14 protein-coding genes are annotated in these 20,891 nt (G+C 71.6%); 4 read left to right on the top strand and 10 right to left on the bottom strand.

The features are described 5' to 3' along the window. Window positions 1-49: 49 nt before the first annotated feature. From ACIBK6_RS08820 to ACIBK6_RS08810, 3 genes are all read left to right on the top strand, one after another. Window positions 50-1,765 (top strand): carbohydrate-binding module family 20 domain-containing protein, encoded by a 1,716-nt coding sequence (locus ACIBK6_RS08820; protein ID WP_399050013.1) that lies wholly within the window; start codon window positions 50-52, stop codon window positions 1,763-1,765. A gap of 189 nt (window positions 1,766-1,954) precedes the next feature. Then, window positions 1,955-7,249: a pullulanase-type alpha-1,6-glucosidase gene (gene pulA / locus ACIBK6_RS08815; RefSeq protein ID WP_399050011.1), complete on the top strand. Its 5,295-nt coding sequence runs from the start codon at window positions 1,955-1,957 to the stop codon at window positions 7,247-7,249. A gap of 100 nt (window positions 7,250-7,349) precedes the next feature. After that, window positions 7,350-9,383, top strand: a complete 2,034-nt coding sequence (locus ACIBK6_RS08810) for an ATP-binding protein (protein ID WP_399050009.1) — start codon at window positions 7,350-7,352, stop codon at window positions 9,381-9,383. A 34-nt stretch (window positions 9,384-9,417) separates the two neighbouring features. Here ACIBK6_RS08810 and ACIBK6_RS08805 read toward each other — a convergent pair whose 3' ends face one another. The 6 genes from ACIBK6_RS08805 to ACIBK6_RS08780 form a co-directional block, all read right to left on the bottom strand. Then, window positions 9,418-10,131, bottom strand: a complete 714-nt coding sequence (locus tag ACIBK6_RS08805) for a TetR/AcrR family transcriptional regulator (protein ID WP_399050008.1) — start codon at window positions 10,129-10,131, stop codon at window positions 9,418-9,420. A gap of 43 nt (window positions 10,132-10,174) precedes the next feature. Continuing rightward, complete coding sequence (locus ACIBK6_RS08800; protein WP_399050007.1) at window positions 10,175-11,242, bottom strand: PDR/VanB family oxidoreductase; 1,068 nt, start codon at window positions 11,240-11,242, stop codon at window positions 10,175-10,177. Window position 11,243: 1 nt separating this feature from the next. After that, window positions 11,244-12,131 carry a metal-dependent hydrolase gene (locus ACIBK6_RS08795; protein WP_399050005.1) on the bottom strand — a complete coding sequence of 296 codons (888 nt, stop codon included), beginning with the start codon at window positions 12,129-12,131 and terminating at the stop codon, window positions 11,244-11,246. Between the two features lie 64 nt (window positions 12,132-12,195). Next, window positions 12,196-14,139: a hypothetical protein gene (locus ACIBK6_RS08790; protein WP_399050004.1), complete on the bottom strand. Its 1,944-nt coding sequence runs from the start codon at window positions 14,137-14,139 to the stop codon at window positions 12,196-12,198. A 76-nt stretch (window positions 14,140-14,215) separates the two neighbouring features. After that, window positions 14,216-15,007 (bottom strand): tyrosine-protein phosphatase, encoded by a 792-nt coding sequence (locus tag ACIBK6_RS08785; protein ID WP_399050002.1) that lies wholly within the window; start codon window positions 15,005-15,007, stop codon window positions 14,216-14,218. A gap of 29 nt (window positions 15,008-15,036) precedes the next feature. Then, window positions 15,037-15,618, bottom strand: a complete 582-nt coding sequence (locus ACIBK6_RS08780) for a rhomboid-like protein (protein WP_399050001.1) — start codon at window positions 15,616-15,618, stop codon at window positions 15,037-15,039. 98 nt (window positions 15,619-15,716) lie between these two features. Between ACIBK6_RS08780 and ACIBK6_RS08775 the strand changes: the two genes are divergently transcribed. Then, the gene (locus tag ACIBK6_RS08775; RefSeq protein ID WP_399049999.1) at window positions 15,717-16,124 is read left to right on the top strand and encodes a hypothetical protein; all 408 of its coding nucleotides are present in this window, start codon (window positions 15,717-15,719) and stop codon (window positions 16,122-16,124) included. Window positions 16,125-16,210: 86 nt separating this feature from the next. Here the strand turns inward: ACIBK6_RS08775 and ACIBK6_RS08770 are convergent, their stop codons facing one another. From ACIBK6_RS08770 to ACIBK6_RS08755, 4 genes are all read right to left on the bottom strand, one after another. Next, on the bottom strand, window positions 16,211-17,701 hold the full coding sequence (locus ACIBK6_RS08770) for a DUF1996 domain-containing protein (protein WP_399049997.1): 1,491 nt from the start codon (window positions 17,699-17,701) through the stop codon (window positions 16,211-16,213). 99 nt (window positions 17,702-17,800) lie between these two features. Continuing rightward, the gene (locus ACIBK6_RS08765) at window positions 17,801-18,937 is read right to left on the bottom strand and encodes a methyltransferase (RefSeq protein ID WP_399049996.1); all 1,137 of its coding nucleotides are present in this window, start codon (window positions 18,935-18,937) and stop codon (window positions 17,801-17,803) included. Window positions 18,938-18,990: 53 nt separating this feature from the next. Continuing rightward, window positions 18,991-19,638, bottom strand: a complete 648-nt coding sequence (locus tag ACIBK6_RS08760; RefSeq protein WP_399049994.1) for a LuxR C-terminal-related transcriptional regulator — start codon at window positions 19,636-19,638, stop codon at window positions 18,991-18,993. Next, a complete protein-coding gene (locus ACIBK6_RS08755; protein WP_399049992.1) occupies window positions 19,623-20,888 on the bottom strand; it encodes a sensor histidine kinase in 1,266 nt (421 codons plus the stop codon). The genes ACIBK6_RS08760 and ACIBK6_RS08755 overlap by 16 nt, the downstream gene beginning before the upstream one ends. Window positions 20,889-20,891: the final 3 nt, after the last annotated feature.

The raw sequence follows: 20,891 nt of genomic DNA, 5'->3' as shown, positions 1-20,891 counted from the left end.
CGCTGAATCGCTGGAACACCTCCCCGAGCCGCAGGAGGAACCGCCCCCCATGAAGCCCCTTGTGAAGCCACCGTCGAGAAGCCGCAGAAGCGCGGCCGCGCTCGTCTTCGTGACGGCCGCCGCCGCGGCCGTCCTCGCGGCCCCCGGCGCCCCCACCGCCGTCGCGTCCGCCCCCGGTGACCGGGACGTCACCGCCGAACTCTTCGAGTGGAAGTACGACTCGGTCGCCAAGGAGTGCACGGACACCCTGGGTCCGGCCGGTTACGGCTACGTCGAGGTGTCGCCCGCCACCGAGCACATCCAGGGCCCCCAGTGGTGGACCTCGTACCAGCCCGTCAGCTACAAGATCGCCGGACGGCTCGGCGACCGCACCTCCTTCAAGAACATGATCGACACCTGTCACGCGGCCGGTGTGAAGGTCGTCGCCGATGCCGTCATCAACCACATGACGGCCGGTTCCGGCACCGGCACCGGCGGCTCCCCCTACACCAAGTACAACTACCCCGGCATCTGGCAGTCCCAGGACATGGACGACTGCACCACCACGATCAACAACTACGCCGACCGCTGGAACGTGCAGCACTGCGAGCTGGTCGGGCTCGCCGACCTCGACACCAACAAGCCGTACGTCCGCAGCAGGCTCGCCCAGTACCTCAACGACCTGCTCTCGCTCGGCGTCGACGGGCTGCGCATCGACGCCGCCAAGCACATCGCCACCGAGGACATAGCCGCCATCAAGGCCCAACTCGCCAACCCCTCCGTCTACTTCAAGCAAGAAGTCATCTACGGCGCGGGCGAGGCGGTCCAGCCCACCGAGTACCTGCCGAACGGCGACGTCCAGGAGTTCCGGTACGGGCGCGACCTCAAGCGGGTCTTCACCGGCGAGAAGCTCGCCGAGCTGAAGAACTTCGGCGAGGCCTGGGGCTATCTGCCCAGCGCCCAGGCCGGGGTGTTCGTGGACAACTGGGACACCGAGCGCAACGGCTCCACCCTCAGCTACAAGGACGGGGCCAACTACACCCTCGCCAACGTCTTCATGCTGGCCTGGCCCTACGGCTCGCCCGATGTGCACTCCGGGTACGAGTTCTCCGACAACGACGCGGGCCCGCCCAACGGTGGTGCCGTCAACGCCTGTTACGCGGACGGCTGGAAGTGCCAGCACAGGTGGCCCGAGATCCAGAGCATGGTCGGCTTCCACAACACCGCGAAGGGCCAGTCCGTCACCGACTGGTGGGACAACGGCGGCAACCAGATCGCCTTCGGCCGCGGCGCCAAGGCGTACGTCGCCATCAACCACGAGTCCGCCGCGCTGACCCGCACCTTCCAGACCTCGCTGCCCGCCGGTGACTACTGCGACGTGCAGAGCGGGAGGGGAGTCACGGTCGACTCCTCCGGTCGGTTCACCGCCACCCTCGGCGCCAACACCGCCCTCGCTCTCCAGGTCAACGCCCGTATGTGTCAGACCAGTTCGGGCTCCGGTGCCTTGTTCGCCGTCAACGCCACCACCGTCGTCGGCCAGAACGTCTACGTCACCGGCAACCAGTCCGCCCTCGGCAACTGGGACACGGGCAGCGCCCTGAAGCTCGACCCCGCGAGCTACCCGGTGTGGAAGCTCGACGTCGCCCTGCCCGCCGGCACCTCCTTCGAGTACAAGTACCTCCGCAAGGACGCCGTCGGCGGTGTCACCTGGGAGAGCGGCGCCAACCGCACCGCCACCGTCCCGGCCACCGGCGAGGCCGCGCTGAACGACACCTGGCGCAGCTGACCCCGGCCCTGGATCCGGCCGCCCGGCGCCCCTTCGACCCCGCCGGACGCCGGGCGGCCGCCACCCCTGTACGCACTGCAAACAGCGGCGTCCGCCGAGAACCCCGTACGGCCGAGGCCCGTACGGCCGAGGCCTGTACGGCCGACAACCCCGTACGACCGAGACCCCCGCTCAACCGAGGAGCCCCCGGTGATCCCCCTGCGAAGAACGGCCGTCGCGCTCGTGGCCGCCCTGTGTGTGGCGCTCGTGCCCGCGCTGCCCGCCTCGGCCGTGCCGAAGCCGCCCGCGCCGCCCAGTGACGCCCAGCTCGCCGCCGAGCCGGCCCGGCACGGCGCGACGCGCGAGCAGTTCTACTTCGTCCTGCCGGACCGGTTCGCCAACGGGGACACCTCCAACGACCGGGGCGGGCTGACCGGTTCGCGCCTGGAGACCGGCTACGACCCCACCGACAAGGGGTTCTACCAGGGCGGCGACCTCAAGGGGCTCACCCAGAGGCTCGACTACATCAAGGGGCTCGGCACCACCGCCATCTGGCTCGCCCCGATCTTCAAGAACAAGCCCGTGCAGGGCACGGGCAAGGACGCCTCAGCCGGGTACCACGGGTACTGGATCACCGACTTCACCCAGGTCGACCCGCACTTCGGCACCAACGCCGACCTCACCCGGCTGATCGCGGGGGCCCACGCCAAGGGCATGAAGGTCTTCTTCGACGTCATCACCAACCACACCGCCGACACCGTGGACTACGCGGAGAAGCAGTACGACTACCGGCCCAAGGGCGCCTACCCCTACCTCGACACCACCGGGCGCCCCTTCGACGACCGCGCGGGCATGAAGAAGGTCGACGTCAACTCCTTCCCCTACACGCCCGTCGTGACGGGGAAGAAGGTTCCGGCCTGGCTCAACGACCCGACGATGTACCACAACCGGGGAAATTCGACGTTCGCGGGGGAGAGCGCCGAATACGGCGACTTCTCCGGGCTCGACGACCTGTGGACGGAGCGGCCCGAGGTCGTCTCGGGGATGGAGCAGATCTACGAGAAGTGGGTCCACGACTTCGCCGTGGACGGCTTCCGCATCGACACGGTCAAGAACGTCGACCTGGACTTCTGGACCCAGTGGGCGACCGCGCTCGACGCCTACGCGAAGAAGCAGGGGCGGCCGGACTTCTTCATGTTCGGCGAGACCTACTCCGCCGACCCGGCCGTCACCTCCCCTTACGTCACCCGGGGCCGCCTCGACGCGACCCTCGACTTCCCCTTCCAGGACGCGGCCCGCCAGTACGCGTCCCAAGGCGCCCCCGCCGCCAAGCTGGCCGCCCTCTTCGCGGACGACTACCGCTACACCACCGACAAGGCCAACGCCTACGAGCAGGTCACCTTCCTCGGCAACCACGACATGGGCCGCATCGGCACCTTCCTCAAGCAGGACCACCCGCAGGCCACCGACGCCGAGCTGCTCCAACGCGACCGGATGGCCAACGAGTTGATGTTCTTCAGCCGGGGCAACCCGGTGGTCTACTACGGCGACGAGCAGGGCTTCACCGGCGCGGGCGGCGACAAGGACGCCCGCCAGACCATGTTCGCCTCGAAGGTTCCCGACTACCTGGCCGACCACGAGCTCGGCACCGACCGCACCCACGCCTCGGACGCCTACGACCCCACCCACCCGCTCTACCGCACGATCGCCGCCCTCTCCCGCCTCACCAAGGCCAACCCGGCACTGAGCGACGGCGTCCAGACCGAGCGGTACTCAAAGGGCTCCGTCTACGCCTTCTCGCGTACGGACCCCAGGACGCGCACCGAGTACGTCGTGGCCGTGAACAACGCGACCGGACCGAAGACGGTCTCCGTGCCCGTCGGTTCCGTGAATGCCAACTATGCGACGCTGTACGGCGGTTCGGGTGCCGTGCGCAGTGGATCCGACGGCACGGCAGAGGTGACCGTGCCCGCCCTGTCCTCCCTCGTCCTGAAGGCGGCCGCCCCGCTGCCCGCGCCCGCCGCGAAGCCGTCGGTCACTCTGAAGGCCCCCGCGCCCGGGGCCACCGGAACCGTCGAGCTGTCGGCCGACGTCAGTGGCGGACAGCTCGACCGGGTCGTCTTCGCCGCGCAGAGCGGCAACGGCCGGTGGCGGACCCTCGGCTCCGCCGACCACGCCCCCTACAAAGTCACCCAGTACATCGACCTGCCCGCCGGAACTCCCCTGCGCTACAAGGCTGTTGTGGTCGACAGCCAGGGACGTACCGCGAGCGCGGCCGCCGCGACGACGGCGGGGCGGACACCCGCGCCCGCCAAGCCGACGGCCGTCGAGCGCGACTGGGCGGTGGTCCACTACCAGCGCCCGGCGGGCGACTACGACGGCTGGCAGCTGACGGCCGGCGACCGGAGCGTCGCCTTCACCGGACGCGACGCCTACGGTGCCTTCGCCTGGGTCAGGATCCCCCAGGGCGCCGCATCCATCGCGTACACCGTCGCCAAGGGCGGCAGCACCGACGGGCCGCAGCGCACCGTCGACCTGTCGCGCACCGGCGAGGTGTGGATCGCACAGGGCAAGGACGGCCAGTTCGACCAGGCGCCGCCCGGCGCCCGACCGCCGCAGGACAAGTCCAAGGTGGTCCTGCACTACTCGCGTTCCGACGGCGACTACGACGGCTGGGGCCTGCACACCTGGACCGGCGCCGCCTCGCCCACCGACTGGTCCAAGCCGCTGCGGCCCACCGGCCGCGACGCGTACGGGGTGACCTTCGAGGTGCCGCTGGCCGCCGGTGCCACCTCGCTCAGCTACATCCTGCACAAGGGCGACCAGAAGGACCTGCCCGACGACCAGTCCCTCGACCTCGCCACGTACGGCAACGAGGCGTGGCTGCTCGCCGGGCAGCCCAAGTACCTCCTCCCGCAGCCGAGTTCGGCGGCCTCGCTCGACCTCGCGAAGTCCGAGGCGCAGTGGATCGACGCGGACACCGTCGTCTGGAAGGTCAAGGCGACCGCCGCGACCAGTGAGCAGTTGGTGTACGCGCCGGGCGGCGGGATCACCGTCAAGGACGGCGCGCTCTCCGACGAGGGCCAGTGGCTGCGGCTCACGCCCGCCGCGCTGAGCGAGGCGCAGAAGGCCAAGTACCCGCACCTGAAGGACTATCCGGCCTTCACCGTGGACGCCCGTGACCGCTCCCGCGTCCGCGCGGCCCTCACCGGGCAGCTCATCGCCACCCAGCGGGCCGCCAATGGCGCGCTGCTGGCCGCGACGGGCGTGCAGATCCCGGGCGTGCTCGACGCCCTGTACGACGGGACGAAGGCATCGCTCGGCCCCGTCTTCGACCACGGCCGCCCCACCCTGTCCCTGTGGGCGCCGACCGCCCAGCAGGTCTCGCTCGACATCGACGGCCGCACGCTTGCGATGCGGCGCGACGCGACAACCGGGGTGTGGTCGGTGCGCGGGCCCGCCTCCTGGTCGGGCAAGCCGTACCTGTACGCCGTGAAGGTGTGGGCGCCGAGCGTGCGGCGCATCGTCACCAACAAGGTCACCGACCCCTACTCGACCGCGCTCACCGCCGACTCGGCCCGCAGTCTGGTCGTGGACCTGTCCGATCCCAAACTGGCCCCCAGGGGCTGGGCCGCCCTCAAGAAGCCCGCCGCCGTGCCGCTGCGCGACGCGCGGATCCAGGAGCTGCACATCCGCGACTTCTCGGTCGCGGATGCCACCTCGCACCATCCCGGCCAGTACCTCGCCTTCACCGACACCGGTTCGGACGGCATGAAGCACCTCGCCCAGCTGGCGAAGTCCGGCACCTCGTACGTCCATCTGCTGCCCGCCTTCGACTTCGCCACCGTCCCGGAGAGGAGGTCCGAACAGGCCACTCCCGCCTGCGACTTGAAGGTGTACGCGCCCGACTCGGCCGAGCAGCAGGCCTGCGTCGCCCGGTCCGCCGCGAAGGACGCGTACAACTGGGGCTACGACCCGCTGCACTTCACCGTCCCCGAGGGCTCCTACGCCAGTGACCCCGACGGGACCCGGCGCACCGTCGAGTTCCGGCAGATGGTGCAGGGGCTCAGCGGCGCGGGGCTGCGGACCGTCATGGACGTCGTCTACAACCACACCGCGGCGAGCGGGCAGGCCGACAACTCGGTCCTCGACAAGATCGTGCCCGGCTACTACCAGCGGCTGCTCGCCGACGGCAGCGTGGCCAGCTCCAGCTGCTGCGCCAACACCGCGCCCGAGAACGCCATGATGGGCAAGCTGGTGGTCGACTCGGTGGTGACCTGGGCCAAGCAGTACAAGGTCGACGGGTTCCGCTTCGACCTCATGGGCCACCATCCGAAGGCGAACATCCTCGCCGTGCGGAGCGCCCTGGACGCCCTCACGCCCGCCAAGGACGGCGTGGACGGAAGGAAGATCATCCTGTACGGCGAGGGCTGGAACTTCGGCGAGGTCGCCGACGACGCCCGCTTCGTGCAGGCCACCCAGAAGAACATGGCGGGCACCGGCATCGCGACGTTCTCCGACCGGGCCCGCGACGCGGTGCGCGGCGGCAGCCCCTTCGACGCCGACCCGGGCGTCCAGGGCTTCGCCTCCGGTCTCTACACCGACCCCAATTCCTCCTCGGCCAACGGCACTCCGGCCGAGCAGAAGGCGCGCCTGCTGCACTACCAGGACCTGCTGAAGGTGGGCCTGTCCGGCAACCTCGGCGCGTACAGCTTCACCGACAGCGGCGGCCGCACGGTCAAGGGCTCCGACGTCGACTACAACGGCGCCCCGGCCGGGTACGCGGCGGCCCCGGGCGACGCGCTCGCCTATGCCGACGCCCACGACAACGAGTCGCTGTACGACGCGCTGGCCTTCAAACTGCCCGCCACCACCCCGGCCGCGGACCGCTCCCGCATGCAGGTCCTCGCGCTGGCCACCGCGGCGCTCTCGCAGGGGCCCGCCCTGTCCCAGGCCGGCAGCGACCTGCTGCGGTCCAAGTCGCTCGACCGCAACTCCTTCGACAGCGGCGACTGGTTCAACGCCATCCACTGGGACTGCCGGGCCGGCAACGGATTCGGGCGCGGGCTGCCCACGGCGGCCGACAACCAGGCCAAGTGGCCTTACGCCAAACCCCTGTTGACGAACCCGGCACTCACCCCGGGCTGCGCCGAGATCAACGGGACCTCGGCCGCCTACCAGGACCTGCTGGCGATCCGCCGCAGTGAGCCGGCGTTCGGTCTGGCGACGGCGGGCGAGGTCCAGTCGGCGCTCTCGTTCCCGCTGTCCGGACCCGACGAGACCCCCGGGGTGATCACCATGCGGCTCGGCGGACTGGTCGTCGTCTTCAACGCGACCCCGCAGACCCGGACCCAGCGGGTGCCCGCCCTCGCGGGCACACCGTACGCACTGCACCCGCGCCAGGCCTCCGGCGCCGACCCGGTGGTGAAATCGGCCGGCTACGACCAGGGATCGGGGAGCTTCACAGTCCCGGCCCGCACCGTTGCGGTCTTCAAGCAGTACTGAACCGGTCAGTCCCGGTCATTCACATGCGTTTAACGAGCTATTCCGGTTGTTCGCCGCCTCGGGTTCCGTCGTGTTCCGCACGGTGGTCCAGACTGTGCCCGTGGTGGGGAACCTTCCTGCGGAGAGCACGAGCTTCATCGGGCGGTCGGCCGAGCTGGCCACCCTGGACAGCCTCCTCGACCGGCACCGTCTCGTCACCGTCACGGGACCCGGCGGGGTCGGGAAATCCCGGCTCGCCCTGCGGGCCGCCCGGCGGATCGAGGACCGCCACCCCGACGGGGTCTGGTGGGTGGAGCTGTCTCCGCTGAGGGACCGGAATTTACTCGCCGCCACCGTCGCCGACGTCTTCGACCTCAACGACCAGAGCCTGCGCACCGCCTGCGAAGCGCTCTGCGCCCGGCTCGCCGACCAACGCCCCCTCCTGGTGCTCGACACCTGCGAACACCTCATCAGCGCCTGCGGCCACCTCATCGGCGAACTGCTCCAGACCTCACCGGGGCTCACCGTCCTCGCCACCAGCCGGCAGCCGCTGGGCCGGCCGCAGGAACACGTCTTCCCGCTGGAGCCGCTGCCCGTCGCGGGCGAGGCGCTGACCCTCTTCAAGGAGCGCGCCACCGAGGCCGTGCCGAACCTCGACTTCGACGACCCGGCCCGCGCCGCCGCGGCCGCCGACGTCTGCCACCGCCTCGACGGCATCCCGCTCGCCCTCGAACTCGCGGGCGCCCGGCTCAGACTGTGGACCGTCGAGCAACTCGCCGCCCGGCTCGGCTCCCGCTTCGACGTGCTCGCCGACACCAGCATCGCGGCGCTGCCCCGCCACCAGACCATGTGCACCGCCATCGGCTGGAGCCACGAACTGTGCGAGCCCCTGGAGCGGCTCCTGTGGGCCAGGCTCGCCATGTTCGCGGGCGGCTTCGACCTCGCCTCGGCCCAGGACATCGGCGCGGGCGGCCCCCTTCCCGCGGCCCGCGTCGAACAGGTCCTCGCCGGGCTCATCGACAAGTCGGTCGTCCGCACCCGGCTCGACGCGTCCGGCCGCATGAGCCACCGCATGCTGGACACCATCCGCGAGTACGGGCTGCGCTGGCTGCGCGAACTCGGCGAGGCGCCCGAGGTGGCCGGCCGGCACGCCCGCCGCTTCTGCCGCACCGCCCACGAGGCCGACGCGGCGTGGCTCGGCGCCGGTCAACTCGACTGGTACGTACGCCTTGAGGCCGAGCACGCCGATCTGCGCACCGCCCTCGAACACCTCCTCACCACCGACCCCGAGGCCGCGCTCGACATGGCGGGCTCCCTCTGGTTCGTCTGGTTCTGCTGCGGACGGCTGCGCGAGGGCCGCGACTATCTGGAGCGCGCCCTGGCGGGCCGCCCCGCGCCGGGGCCGTACCGGGCCACCGCCGTGTGGGCGCTCGGCATGACCGCCCTCCTGCAGGGCGACTTCGCCACCTCCTACCGGCTCGGTGAGGAGTGCGCCCACGCCGCGGCCGACCCCGAGCAGCGCCTCCGCGCCGCCTATCTGTACGGCGCCAGCGTCCTGATGCCCGGCGACCCCGAGCGGGCCCTCGGCATCCTCGACCCCGCCCTCGCCCAGGACACCGGCTTCTCGGCGGGCCGGGTGCTGTGCGCGCTCGCCCGGATCTACGCCCTCAACAACCTGGCCCGCTACACCGAGGCGGCCACCGAGGCGGTCCTCCTGCGCGACGAGTGCGCTGCGCGGGGCGAACGCTGGATGCGGGCGTACGCCGACTACATGCTGGCCGTCAGCGCACTCGCCCTGGACCGGCCCGCCGAGGCCGCCGCGCACGCCCGTGCCATGCTCGCCGGCAAACGTCTCCTGCACGACAGCTTCGGCATCGCGATCGGCCTCGACCTGCTGGCCTGCGCGGTCGCGGCCCAGGGCGACGGCGAGGGCGGCGCACTGCTGCTCGGCGTCGGCCAGGAATGCTGGCGCACGGTCGGCAAGGCGCAGATGGGCGCGCCCGAACTCACCGCCGTACGCGAGGAGTGCGAGCTCCGGGCCCGCGCGGCGGCCGGCGACGGCGCGTACGAGTCGGCCTTCGAGCGGGGGGTGACCACGGGCCTGGACGAAGGGCTTGGCCTCGCTCTCAACTCCGGTTCAAGGAAGTGGAGTTGAGGCATCGCCTCGGCCCGGGGTCAGGTACCGGAGGTCAGCCCACGCGGGGTGCGGGCAGTCCGGGCAGCAGGGTGGTCAGGCGGGACACCAGGTCGCCGAACGGGCCGTCGGCGGGCTCCTCCGCGAGCATCCGCAGCAGGATCGCCGCCATCTCCTGGTCGTACGCGGCGCTCACCGCGGCCAGCGCCGCGAAGTCGTGCACCAGCTGCAACTCCAGCTCGCCGCGCGGAATCCGCCGTCCGTCCAGCCAGATCAGGGCCGTCGACTCGGCCAGCGACACCCATGACCGTACGACCAACTGGAGCCGCGCGGGCGGCTGTTGGACGTTCAAGTGCGCCAGGATCTGGAGGTAGGCGGCGTTGCGCACCTCGTCGATCATGGCGTTCGCGGTGGACGAGCCAACCGCCGGGCCGCCCCGCATCAGGGCGGAGAAGCCGGGGCCGTGGTCGTCCACGAAGTCGAAGAACCGCCCCATCACCCGCAGCAGCCGGGCGCCGAGCGGACCCTCGTGCGGCTCCATGAAGCGGCCCGCGAGCTCGTCCGCGGCCCGGCGCAGCGCGGCCTCGTACAGGCTCTGCTTGCCGGGGAAGTAGTGATAGACCAGTGGCCGCGAAATCCCGGCGGCCGCCGCTATTTCATCGATGGACACATCGTCGGGCGAGCGGTGGCTGAACAGTTCGAGGGCGACCCCGATCAACTGCTGCCTGCGCTCGTCGACGCCCATCCTGCGCCGTACCCCGGTCGTCATGCGAACAGAGTACCTATACGGCCTGTCTGCGCAGCCACCCGCTCTAAAGGTCGAGCACCAGCTTCGACCCGAGGCACCTCGATACGCAGATCAGCATCGAGTCGTCGCGCTCCGCGTCCGTGAGCAGTTCGTCGCGGTGGTCGATCTCGCCCGCCAGGACGCGCTGTTGGCAGGTTCCGCAGAAGCCCTGCTCGCAGGAGTACGAGACGTTCGGGAGCTCCTCGCGCAAGGCGGCGAGCACCGACCTGTCCGCCGGGACGGCCACTGTGCGGCCCGATCGGCGCAGCTCGACCTCGAAGCCGGTGCCCGCCGTGGCCGCGCCCGGTGCGAACCGTTCCAGATGCGGGGTGCGGCCGGGGCGGAGCGCCTCGGTGACCGCGTCCATGAGCGGCTCCGGGCCGCAGCAGTAAACGGCGGCGTCCGCGGGGGAGTCGGCGAGGAAGGCGGCGAGGTCCGGCAGTCCCGACTCGTCCTCGGGGACCACCGTGACACGGCCGCCGCCCAGCTTCTCGATCTCGTCCAGGAACGGCATCGTGGCCCGCGACCGCCCGCCGTACAGCAGCCGCCAGTCACTTCCGGCCGCCTCAACCGCCCTCAGCATGGGGAGGATCGGCGTGATCCCGATGCCGCCCGCGACGAACACGTACGACCCGCTCGCCGCCAGCGGGAAGCGGTTGCGCGGTCCGCGCACCGACAGCTCGACCGCCTCCTGGAGCTGCTCGTGCACCTCGCGCGAACCGCCCCGGCCGTCCGCGATGAGCCGCGTGGCCACGGTGTACGAGGAGCGGTCGGCCGGATCGCCGCACAGCGAGTACTGCCGTACGAGGCCCGACGGCAGCACCAGATCGAGGTGGGCGCCGGGCTCCCAGGCGGGCAGCCCGGCCCCGTCCAGGGCTTCGAGACGCAGCTGTACGACGCCTTCGGCGGGCTCGGTCCGCTCGGTCACGGTCAGCTTCCGCGTCACCGTGGAACGCCGCGTGCCGCGCCCGGATATGGGCTCCTCCAGGGCGGGCATCGGCCACAGCGGCGAGGCCGCGATGCGGCGGCGCAGCGCGCGCCTGGCGAGCAGCGCGGCCCCGGCGGCCAGGGCGAGCGTGGTGGCACGGCGCATGTCAGCGGCCTCCGTTGGCGCCGGGGGAGGAGGCGAGATAGGCGACCGCCTGGGCCGTGCTGCCCTCCTGAGAGGGGTGGTAGCCGCGGCTCAGGTAGCGCGGGATCGACTTGAGCATGGCGGGGGTGGACGGCAGCATCCCCTTGCGGCCCGCCCGGTAGAACTGCCCGAAGCTCGCCTTCCCGTCCGCCAGCGTCGGATCGTTCGCCATGAAGAAGCGGGCGCCGCGCTGCCAGAGGAAGGCGAGCGCGGTGAACGCGGTCGCCCAGGTGCGGGCCCGGCGCCGGTAGCCGCCGTCGACGTGCATGAACAGCTCGAAGGCGACCGCCCGGTGCTCGACCTCCTCGGCGCCGTGCCAGCGCAGCAGGTCCAGCATCATCGGATCGGCGCCCCGCCGGTCCAGGGTCTCGGCGTTGAGGATCCAGTTGCCGAGGAACGCCGTGTAGTGCTCGATCGCCGCGATCGTGGCGACCCGCTCCATCAGCCACCACCGCCGCGCCCGGCCCGGCGGCAGCGTCCGGTCCCCGAGCAGCTTCTCGAAGAGCCAGTCGACCTGGGCGGTGTACGGCGTCGGGTCCAGGCCGAGCTTCTTCAAATGGGGGAGTACGTCGTCGTGCGCGGCGGAGTGCACGGCCTCCTGCCCGATGAAGCCGATGACGTCCGCGCGCAGCCGGTCGTCCGTGATGTACGGAAGGACCTGCTTGTACACGTGCACGAACCAGCGCTCACCGGCCGGCAGCAGCAGGTGCAGCACATTGATGGTGTGGCCGGTGAACGGGTCGCCGGGTATCCAGTGGAGCGGGGTCTTCTCCCACTCGAAGGAGACGTTCCGGGCCTTGAGCTCGATGTGCTCCGAGGCCACCGGAGCGAGCTGCGGCGTATTAGACATGGCGTCAATGTACTGATGGGTACGCTGCAGCGACAGGGGTGCGCACACGATTGTTGGCCGGAGCTCAGTGCAGGGTGGTGATCGGACTGCCGTCCGCGAGCCGCCCGTTGAGCTCTGCCCGCGCCCCCTCCTTGGCCCGTACGGCCAGCAGGTTGCCGTGCTCGCTGCCGGTGGTCCCGCCGGAAAGGGTCACCGAGGAGACCTGCTCGCTGCCCGCCGCGAGCACGAACCAGTTTCCGCCGCGCGACTTCCACAGCACCCCGGCAAGCACCCGCGCCTCGCGCACCCCGCAGGCCGGGGAGTTCTCCGCACGGGCCGCGATCGCGCCCGGCGCGAGCTTCGCCGTCGGGGCCTGGAACTGGGCGAACACCCGGCTGCCCGCGCCCCGCCAGGTCTCGGCCCGGGTGCAGATCCAGTCAGCGGTGCCGTTGCTCTCGGGCAGCGACTGCTTGGCGAACCGCCAGTCGTTGACCGAGCGCACGCCGTGCGAGCGGACGGTGGGCAGCAGACAGGCGGTCCGCGCCCAGCCCGCGCGCGCCGAGCGGTCGCCGACATCGCGGGCATCCGCGGGCGGCCCCCAGGTCAGCCGGGCCGGGGCGAGCTCGCCCAGATCGCTGAAGAGCCGCACCCCGCTGCCGTCGTGGAACTCCAGCGCCTCCCAGGACGTGCAGGTGCGGGCCTGTGCGGGCGAGACCACCGGATCGGTCACCCCGTCCCGGTCGCGGTGCAGCGGCCGGGCGTCGGCGTCCGGGGTGAGCAGATCGCGTACCGAGGCCTCGCGCACCCAGGGCGCGGTCAGGTAGCGGACGTTGCCGTCGGTCCGGCCCACCACGAGCGCGCTCGCGGAGGCGGCGTCGGCGGCGTCGACCCGCGCAAAGTCGAGCGCGGCGCCCGACGTGCTGTCGTGCGGCTCGGCGTAGCGGGCGACCCGCAGCCCGTCGTAGAGCAGCACCACCCTCGCCCGGTCGACATCGCCCGCGAACAGGAGCTGGGGCGCGCCCATGGGCGGACCCGACGGGGTGCCCGGCGTCGCCGACACCTGCACCGACTCGCCCGGCCGCGCCCAGACGGCGAGCGCCCGCCGCAGCAGCGCCGAGTCGCCGACGAGAGAGCCCCGGGCCGGCCAGACGGAGAAGTCCGTACGCACCGAAGTCGTCCAGGCCGTGGGCTCGACCCGCAGCAGCTGGCCGGGGTCGAGCGCCGCCTCGGCGGCGGGATTTCGCGCGTACGGGGGCGCGGCCGCGCCGTCGGGCCCCCAGCCGCCGCCCGGCAGACCGATCAGCGCCCCGCACACCACCAGCGCGGCGACGGCGGCGAGCGCGGCCCGGGTGTGCTGGCGGCGGCGCATCAGATCGGTGGGCCGCGCCTGGAGCGAGCAGGGGTCGAACTCGGCGGATTCGAGCAGTCCCGACTGGGTCTCGACGCCGTCGGCCTCCGCCAGCGCCTGCCGCGTGCCGGTGACCCCGGCGGCGTTCAGCTCCGCGCACACCTCGTCGTCGCCGAGCCGTTCGAGGCCGCGCAGGACATAGGCCGCCCGGGCCGGTCCGGACAGGGCGGAAAGGCGCTGGTCCAGGGCGAGTTCATCGGCGCCGCCCGAGCGCGGGAACAGCCGCAGCCCGCGGACCTGCGGCAGCAGCGGCGGAAGCTGCGCCCGCTTGGGCCAGGCCTTGCGCCGCAGCGGGAGCCCGGCGTCAAGGGCCTGGCGCAGCACCCGCCGCCGCACGTACACGTACCCCGGATCGCCGCCGCTCCGGGCCCGCCGCGCGCCGGGGATCAGCCCCTCGTCGGCCTCGGCGCCGGAGCCGCCGCGGCCGCGCGGCAGCGAGCGCTGCACGATCGCGTGCGCGGTCAGCACCCGGCGGTTGCGCCCGAGGGAGGGCGGCAGTACGAGGTAGGCGAGCCGTACCAGCCGCGGATAGTGCTCGACGAGCGCGGCCTCGGCCTGCTCGACGCCGACGGAGGAGGCGGGTGGGTTGAGGATGTCCTGCTCTGGGGCCACGTTCAGCAAAACGAGCGAATGTTGAGATGGTCACCCGGTGCTCAACTCGCCGCCCTCTCACGCCAGTTGACAGCACCTGTCGGGATCAGACAAGGCGTTCGTGCAGGCGGGCCACCGCCTCGTCCGGCATCCCGAGCCCCTCGCGCACGTACTTCTCCATCGAGCCGTACCGCGTCTCGACCTCATCGAGCGCCGCCGCGAGGTACTCCGGTACGACGCCGATGATGGCGAGCGCGATCTCGGGGTCGCCGCCCTGGGCGACGAAGCCCTCGATGAGCGGGCCGAAGGCCTGGCGGACCGCCGGGTTGACCGACAGGTACTCGCGCTCGACGGTCGCCTCGTCCGCGCCGAGCAGCGTCAGGATCACCGTCGCCGCCCAGCCCGTGCGGTCCTTGCCCGCCGTGCAGTGGAAGAGCAGCGGGCCCGCGTCCTCGGCGGCCAGTTCGGTCAGGAGCGCGCGGTACGCGGCGCGGGCCGAGCCGGAGGAGACCAGCGAGCGGTAGGTGTCGGCGAACAGGGCCTGCGCCTTGCCGCCGCCGAGGTGCTCCTCGGCGACGATCGGGTCGGCCAGGATGTGCTTGAGCTGGGCGGCGGCGGGCGCCCCGGTCGCCGAGATCGTGTCGGCGAGCGCGTCGGCGACGACCAGCCGGGCCCCGGCGGGCACCCGGTCCGGATGGTCGGCCCGCTCGGCGTCGGTGCGGAAGTCGACGATCGTACGCAGCCCGAGCGCGGCTACCGCCGGATCGGCGGCCGCGTCCATGCGGTCGAGCTGACCCGCGCGGAAGACCAGGCCCGGCCGGACCGTGCGGCCGCCGGAGAGCGGGGTGGAGCCGAGGTCGCGCAGGTTGGCGACGGTGGTGGCGGGGATCGCGATCATGGTCGGGCGGCTCCTGAGCGGGGTGAAATCTACCGGTTTCCTACCGAACGGTAGTCCACCGCCGCCGACACCCCGAGGCCGAGCCCCAGGGCCGCGAAATGTCCCGCGTCCGTGAAGGTGCGGCCGGGCCGCAGCAGGGGCCGGGCGGCGAGGGCGAGCAGTCCGAGCCGGGCGCCGCCGCGCAGCGGTCCGCGCGGCAGGGCCGAGGTCAGCGCGCCGAGCACCGCATGGAAGCCGTAGCTGGTGCCGACGTCCAGCGCCGAGCGGGTCGCGGCCGAGGGGCGCCCCGCGCGCAGCCCGCCGTACACCAGGAGGGTCGCGCCGGCATGGCCGAACAGGAACACCCCGGCCGCCCACCAGGCCCCGTACGCGTACTCCGCGTAGCCCAGCACGGCGAGCAGGAGCAGCGCGTAGGGCAGCTCCATCGGCGACTCGACGAGCAGCGCGCTGGTGGCCAGCGTCGAGTACCGGCCGGCGGACAGGTTGTCGACGTGGGTGGAGCACGAGCGCAGCAGGTCCTCGCGGGCCCGGTCGCCGAGCAGGCGCCGGGTCGCGTACGCGATGAGCTGTACGCCGCCGACGTACACCGGCGCGAGGGTGGGGACACGCATGGGTCCATGATCGGGCATCCGCGACCGGCTCGCTCGGCCGACCCGCGAGAATCGCCAAGTCGCCATATTTACAAGGGAGTTGGAGGCAGGATGGGGTGATGCGAAACGATGCGCGAGTGATCAGGGTGGTCCGGGTGGTGCTCGGCGGTGCGGTCGCCGTGGCGCTCGCGAGCGGCTGCGGCACCTCGTCCCCGGACACCCCCGCGACCGCGAGCGGAACCCTGGAGCAGCTGGCCGCGAAGGCCGCGTGCACGCCCGTCGTCTCGACCGACTCGGCGGAACTGCGCCAGGCCAACTGCACGACGAAGGACGGCCGTTACGTGCTCGCCACCTTCGCCACCGACCGCGGCCAGCGGGAGTGGATCAACGGGGCGGAGGACTACGGCGGGGTGTACCTGGTGGGCCGCAAGTGGGTGGCGGTCGGCGAGCAGCCGGTGGTCACGGCACTGCACGGCCGGCTCGGCGGCAGTGTCGAGACCGGGACCGTGCATTCCGGACACCACTGACCGAGTCGGCCGCGCAGCGGCAGTTGCCTCCCGGGGGCGTCCGGCGGATCACGACCGGCGACCCCGGGCGCGCTCGACGCGCGGGATCAGGCGCAGGAGCGCCCCGTGTTGATGCAGTTCACCGCCTTCCCCATCAGCTGATCGCTGAAGACATTGATGAAGTCACCGTGGTCGGTGACGGGCTTGTGGAGCTGCTCGGGGAACGAGTCCACGGCGAAGGCACCGGCCTTGGCCGGAAGGCTGTAGACGATGCGCTGCACGAGCTGCGGAATCGCCTGGAATCCGGCCGGACAGGCACCCCTTTTGTCGGCGAAGGCCACATGGGTGCGGTGATTGGCGCTGTCGGTGTTCTTTCCGTCCCAGCAGCTCTGGAATTTAAAGGTACGGACCACCTGGCTGCCCTGGGGGCAGAGCGGGTACTTGTCCTTGAGCTGGCGGTTCTCGAATCCGGTGCAGCTCCACGAGGCATTGGCGTTCGCATTGCCGTTGGTGAACGCCTTGGCGTCGCCGGTGATGATCCGCAGGAACCGGGGCATCGCGGTCACCTTGCTCACCGGACTTCCGGCGAGAGCGATCGTCACCTGGGCCGGGGTCTGAATCTTCCCGACGTTCTTGTCCTTGCCGCCGCCGGCCGCGTTCACGTCGGTGTCGTTCCCGTTGTTGAGGATCCGCACGACGGGCCAGTAATAGGTGGACTTATCGCCCTGATTGCGGCAGCTGGTGCCGCCGTTGGCCAGATCGTTGTCGCTGGAAAAGGCATCCGTCGCCTGGTTGCCGACGTAATCGTGCATATGGTGGGCGCCATTGCTCACACCCGGCGCGACGATGACATTGTCGGGATTGCGTTTGCCGTTCTGGTTGCGGCCGCAGTCGCTGGTGAAGGTGCCGGTGGAGGCGCCGCCCCCGGGGGCGGGGGTGCTGACGTTCGGCCGTACCGAGCGGATGTCGACGAAGTCGCTCCGGACCGGGCCGGAGGCGGCGTTCTGACCGGCGGCGCCGGCGTTCTGACCAGTGGCGCCGCCGTTCTGGCCGGCGTTCTGCTGGTCGGACCCGCCGCCCTGGCCGTTGCCGGTGCCCGCGTCCTGGCTGCCGGAACCGGCGTCGGCGGCCCGCATCGTGCAGGCGGCGAGCCCCTTGTTCTTGAGGTCCGGCTGACCGGAGTCGTCCGCGATCTGCCCGATGGAATCGGTCCGCCGCTGCTTCAGCGGGGAAAGCACCATCGAGTCCGCGAGAGCGGGATCACGCTGGATCCGGTCCTTGTTGTCCGCGAACTTCGTATACGCGTCGGTGATCTGCGTATCAAGGGCGGCGAGCTGGCGGTCGACCCGGGATTTCGCCGCATCGGGCACGGTGGACAGGGAATTGCCCACATCGGGGCAGTCGATGGTCGACAACATCCGCATCTGCCCCATGCCCTGCATGGCCGGCCCCGACCGCCCCGTACCGCCTTCGCTGGCGGAGGCGTACACATTGACCGCGGCGAGCCCGCCTCCGCCCAGGATGAGTGCGGCGGCGGCGAGCACCATCCGACGGGGGAGGGTCGTCCGTTTTCGTGGAGAGCGTGCTGAGCGTCCCATGGAACTCCTTCGCTTGAAGCGCGTCGTTCCATACGGATGGGAAGGATGAGGCGTTCAACGGCTCAGGAGATTCACGGGAGTTGGGGCCGCACCCCGAAGCTAACGGGCCTGCTTCGCCGCGCGCAGCACCACGAACTTCGGGTCCGAGGCCATCAGTTCGCAATTGCCGAACATGCGGCGCAGCTTCTCGTGGTAGCCGAGGTGGCGATTGCCCACCACCCACAGTTCGCCGCCCTCGCGCAGCGCCGCGCGGGCGTCCAGGAACATCCGCGACGAGGTGCGGTCCGTCGTCGTCTGATGGGTGTGGAACGGCGGGTTGTTCAGGACCAGATCCGCCGTGCCGGGCTCAAACGCCGCCAGACCGTCGCCGAGGTGGAAGTCGGCCTGCCGGGCGGGCCCCGCGCACATCCGGAACGTGGCCTCGGCCGACGCCATCGCCGGATGCGACTCGTCCACGAAGGTGACGCGCGCCTCGGGATTGGCGAGCGCCGCCGCCGTACCCACGATGCCGTTCCCGCAGCCCAGGTCCACCACGTGCTCCGGTCCGGTCCGCTCGGGCAGGTGCTGGAGCAGGAAGCGGGTGCCGATGTCGAGGCGGTCGGCGCAGAACACCCCGGCGAAGTTCGTCGTGGCGAGCCCGGAGGCCGGGCCGATGCCCAGCTCCAGGGAGTACGTCAGCGGCCACGGGTTCGCGGGCCGGACCAGCTCCGGGTCCGGGCTGGTGAAGATCAGCCGGGCCTTCTTCTCGGCGAGCGAGGTCTTCGTCGGGCCGAGGATCCGCTCGAACAGGTCCAGCGTGGAGGTGTGGATCTCCTTGACCATGCCGGCGCCGACGACGACCGTGCCCGCGTGCACCGCCGGAGCGATCCGGTGCAGCTGGTCCTCCAGGAGGCCGAGGCTCTTGGGCACCCGCACGAGCAGCACGTCGACCCGCTCGGGCACCTCGTCCCGGGTCGACAGCAGCCGTACGGCATCCGGCGCGGCACCCGCCCGCGCCAGATTGGCCCGGGTCGCCTCCTGGGCCAGGAACGAATCACTGATCTGTACGGGGCCGTGCCCGGCCAGCGCCGTCGCGAGCGCACCCCAGCGGTCGCCGATGACGACCACGCTGCCCGACAGGTCCAGGTTCTCGATGTGCCGCAGCAGATAGTCGTCGGCGGCGTCCCAGGCCCGCAGCGGGTCGCGGGGGTCTTCGGGGAATCGGGTCAGGTCGTACTCGCCCCAGGGCGTGAGCATGCGGTTCATTGTGCCGCCAGGCTAACCCGAAACGGCCCCGGAGCCCCGCCGCCTCAGCCGCGGTCGAGATAGGCGAGCACCGCCAGCACCCGCCGGTTGTCGTCGTCCGAGACCGGCAGGCCCAGCTTCACGAAGATGTTGGAGGTGTGCTTGGCGATGGCCCGTTCGGTGACCACCAGGCGCTCGGCGATCGCCGCGTTCGAGCGGCCCTGCGCCATCAGCTCCATCACCTCCAGCTCGCGCGGGGTGAGCCCGCCGAGCGGCTTGTCCTGCGAGCGGCGCGACAGGAGCTGCTGGATGACCTGGGGGTCCATCGCGGTGCCGCCCGCCGCCACCCTGCGGACCGCGTCGACGAACTGCTCCGCGTCGAACACCCGGTCCTTGAGGAGGTAGCCGACCCCGCCGGTGCCGTCCGCGAGGAGCTCGCGCGCGTACAGCTGCTCCACGTGCTGGGACAGGACCAGGACCGGCAGGCCGGGCCGGGCGCGGCGGGCGGCGAGCGCGCACTGGAGGCCCTCGTCGGTGTGCGACGGCGGCAGCCGGACGTCGACGATCGCGACGTCCGGCTCCAGTTCGGCGAAGGCCGAGCTCAGCTCCGGTCCGGTCTCCACGGCGGCGAGGATCTCGAAGTCGTACGCCTCCAGCAGCCTGACGAGACCGTCTCTGAGCAGGAACAGGTCCTCGGCTAGGACAACTCGCAAGGGATCTCCATGGTCACCAGAGTGGGACCGCCCGCGGGGCTGCTGACGGCCAGGATGCCGTCGAATGTACCGAGTCGGCGTTCGACCCCGCTCAGCCCGGTGCCCGCGCCGGCCCGGGCGCCGCCCTTGCCGTTGTCGCCGACCGAGATGCGCAGCGCGCCCCCCTCGTGCGTCAGATCGACCCAAATGCTGTCCGCCGAGGCGTGCTTGACCGCGTTGGTGAGGACCTCGCTGACCGCGAAGTACGCCGCCGACTCCACCGGCGCCTCGGCGCGGGCCCGCTCCGGGAGCTCCACCGACACCTCGGTCGGCACCGGCAGCCGCAGCGCCAACGCCCGTACGGCGTCGGCGAGTCCGCGCTCGGCGAGCACCGGCGGGTGGATGCCGCGCACCAGGTCGCGCAGCTCGGTCAGCGCCTCGGCCGACGACTCGCGGGCCATCGCGAGCAACTGCTTCGCCTTCGCCGGGTCCTTCTCCACGAGCGCCTCGATGGTGCCCAGGTTCATGCCCATGGCGACCAGGCGGGCCTGCGCCCCGTCGTGCAAGTCCCGCTCGATGCGGCGCAGTTCGGCCGCCGAGGTGTCCAGGGCGTCGTGCCGGGTCTCGGTCAGCCGGTCGACGCGCTGCTCCAGCTGGGCCTCGCGGGACGGGGTGAGCAGGGACCGGGTGAGCTGGAAGTGGCCGCGCAGCAGGGCCGGGTTGACGAACATGCCGAGCACGAACAGCGCCGTACCGAGGGCCGCGGCCTGGTACGCGCTCTGCTGGCTGATGATGTGGATGAACAGGAACCAGTCGCCGCCCGCGTCGGCGATCGGCCGCCACACGCCGAGCGCGAGGACCCAGCCGTACACGATGTACAGGAGCAGCGTCGGCGGCAGGATCGCGGTGACGAACCCGGCGTTCATGTCGACGAGCATCCAGCGCAGGTCGTGCCAGGTCGCCGGGTCCCGCAGCAACGCCGTGCACCGCTCGACCCAGCCCACCAGGCCCGGACGCCTGGGCACCGGCCGGTACGCCGAGGGGATCGGCATGTCGCACCAGCGGGCGGCCAGTTCGCGCCGGTAGTCGGCGTGCACCCGCACCCGTTCGATGATCAGCGGGGTGGTGAACACCCCGAGCCCGACCGGGATGAGGGCGATCGACGTGACGGCCAGCGTGAACAGCGTGACCGACCCCACCATCGAGATCAGCGTCAGTGCGAAGCCCCGCACACCCGCCAGCAGCGCGTCCCGCGCCTTCGTCGCCTTCATCGT

It is taken from the genome of Streptomyces sp. NPDC050485 (genome assembly GCF_044458185.1).
In the GTDB taxonomy this organism is placed as follows: Bacteria; Actinomycetota; Actinomycetes; order Streptomycetales; family Streptomycetaceae; genus Streptomyces.
The sequence above is the reverse complement of the archived record's forward strand: the minus strand, read 5'-3'. Positions and strand labels throughout refer to the sequence as shown.

Coding starts and splice junctions, on each gene's coding strand:
- ACIBK6_RS08795 (WP_399050005.1), bottom strand. CDS start 12,131: ATGTCTAATACGCCGCAGCTCGCTCCGGTGGCCTCGGAGCACATCGAG.
- ACIBK6_RS08775 (WP_399049999.1), top strand. CDS start 15,717: ATGCGAAACGATGCGCGAGTGATCAGGGTGGTCCGGGTGGTGCTCGGC.
- ACIBK6_RS08765 (WP_399049996.1), bottom strand. CDS start 18,937: ATGCTCACGCCCTGGGGCGAGTACGACCTGACCCGATTCCCCGAAGAC.
- ACIBK6_RS08805 (WP_399050008.1), bottom strand. CDS start 10,131: ATGACGACCGGGGTACGGCGCAGGATGGGCGTCGACGAGCGCAGGCAG.
- ACIBK6_RS08780 (WP_399050001.1), bottom strand. CDS start 15,618: ATGCGTGTCCCCACCCTCGCGCCGGTGTACGTCGGCGGCGTACAGCTC.
- ACIBK6_RS08800 (WP_399050007.1), bottom strand. CDS start 11,242: ATGCGCCGTGCCACCACGCTCGCCCTGGCCGCCGGGGCCGCGCTGCTC.
- ACIBK6_RS08820 (WP_399050013.1), top strand. CDS start 50: ATGAAGCCCCTTGTGAAGCCACCGTCGAGAAGCCGCAGAAGCGCGGCC.
- ACIBK6_RS08785 (WP_399050002.1), bottom strand. CDS start 15,007: ATGATCGCGATCCCCGCCACCACCGTCGCCAACCTGCGCGACCTCGGC.
- ACIBK6_RS08770 (WP_399049997.1), bottom strand. CDS start 17,701: ATGGGACGCTCAGCACGCTCTCCACGAAAACGGACGACCCTCCCCCGT.
- ACIBK6_RS08755 (WP_399049992.1), bottom strand. CDS start 20,888: ATGAAGGCGACGAAGGCGCGGGACGCGCTGCTGGCGGGTGTGCGGGGC.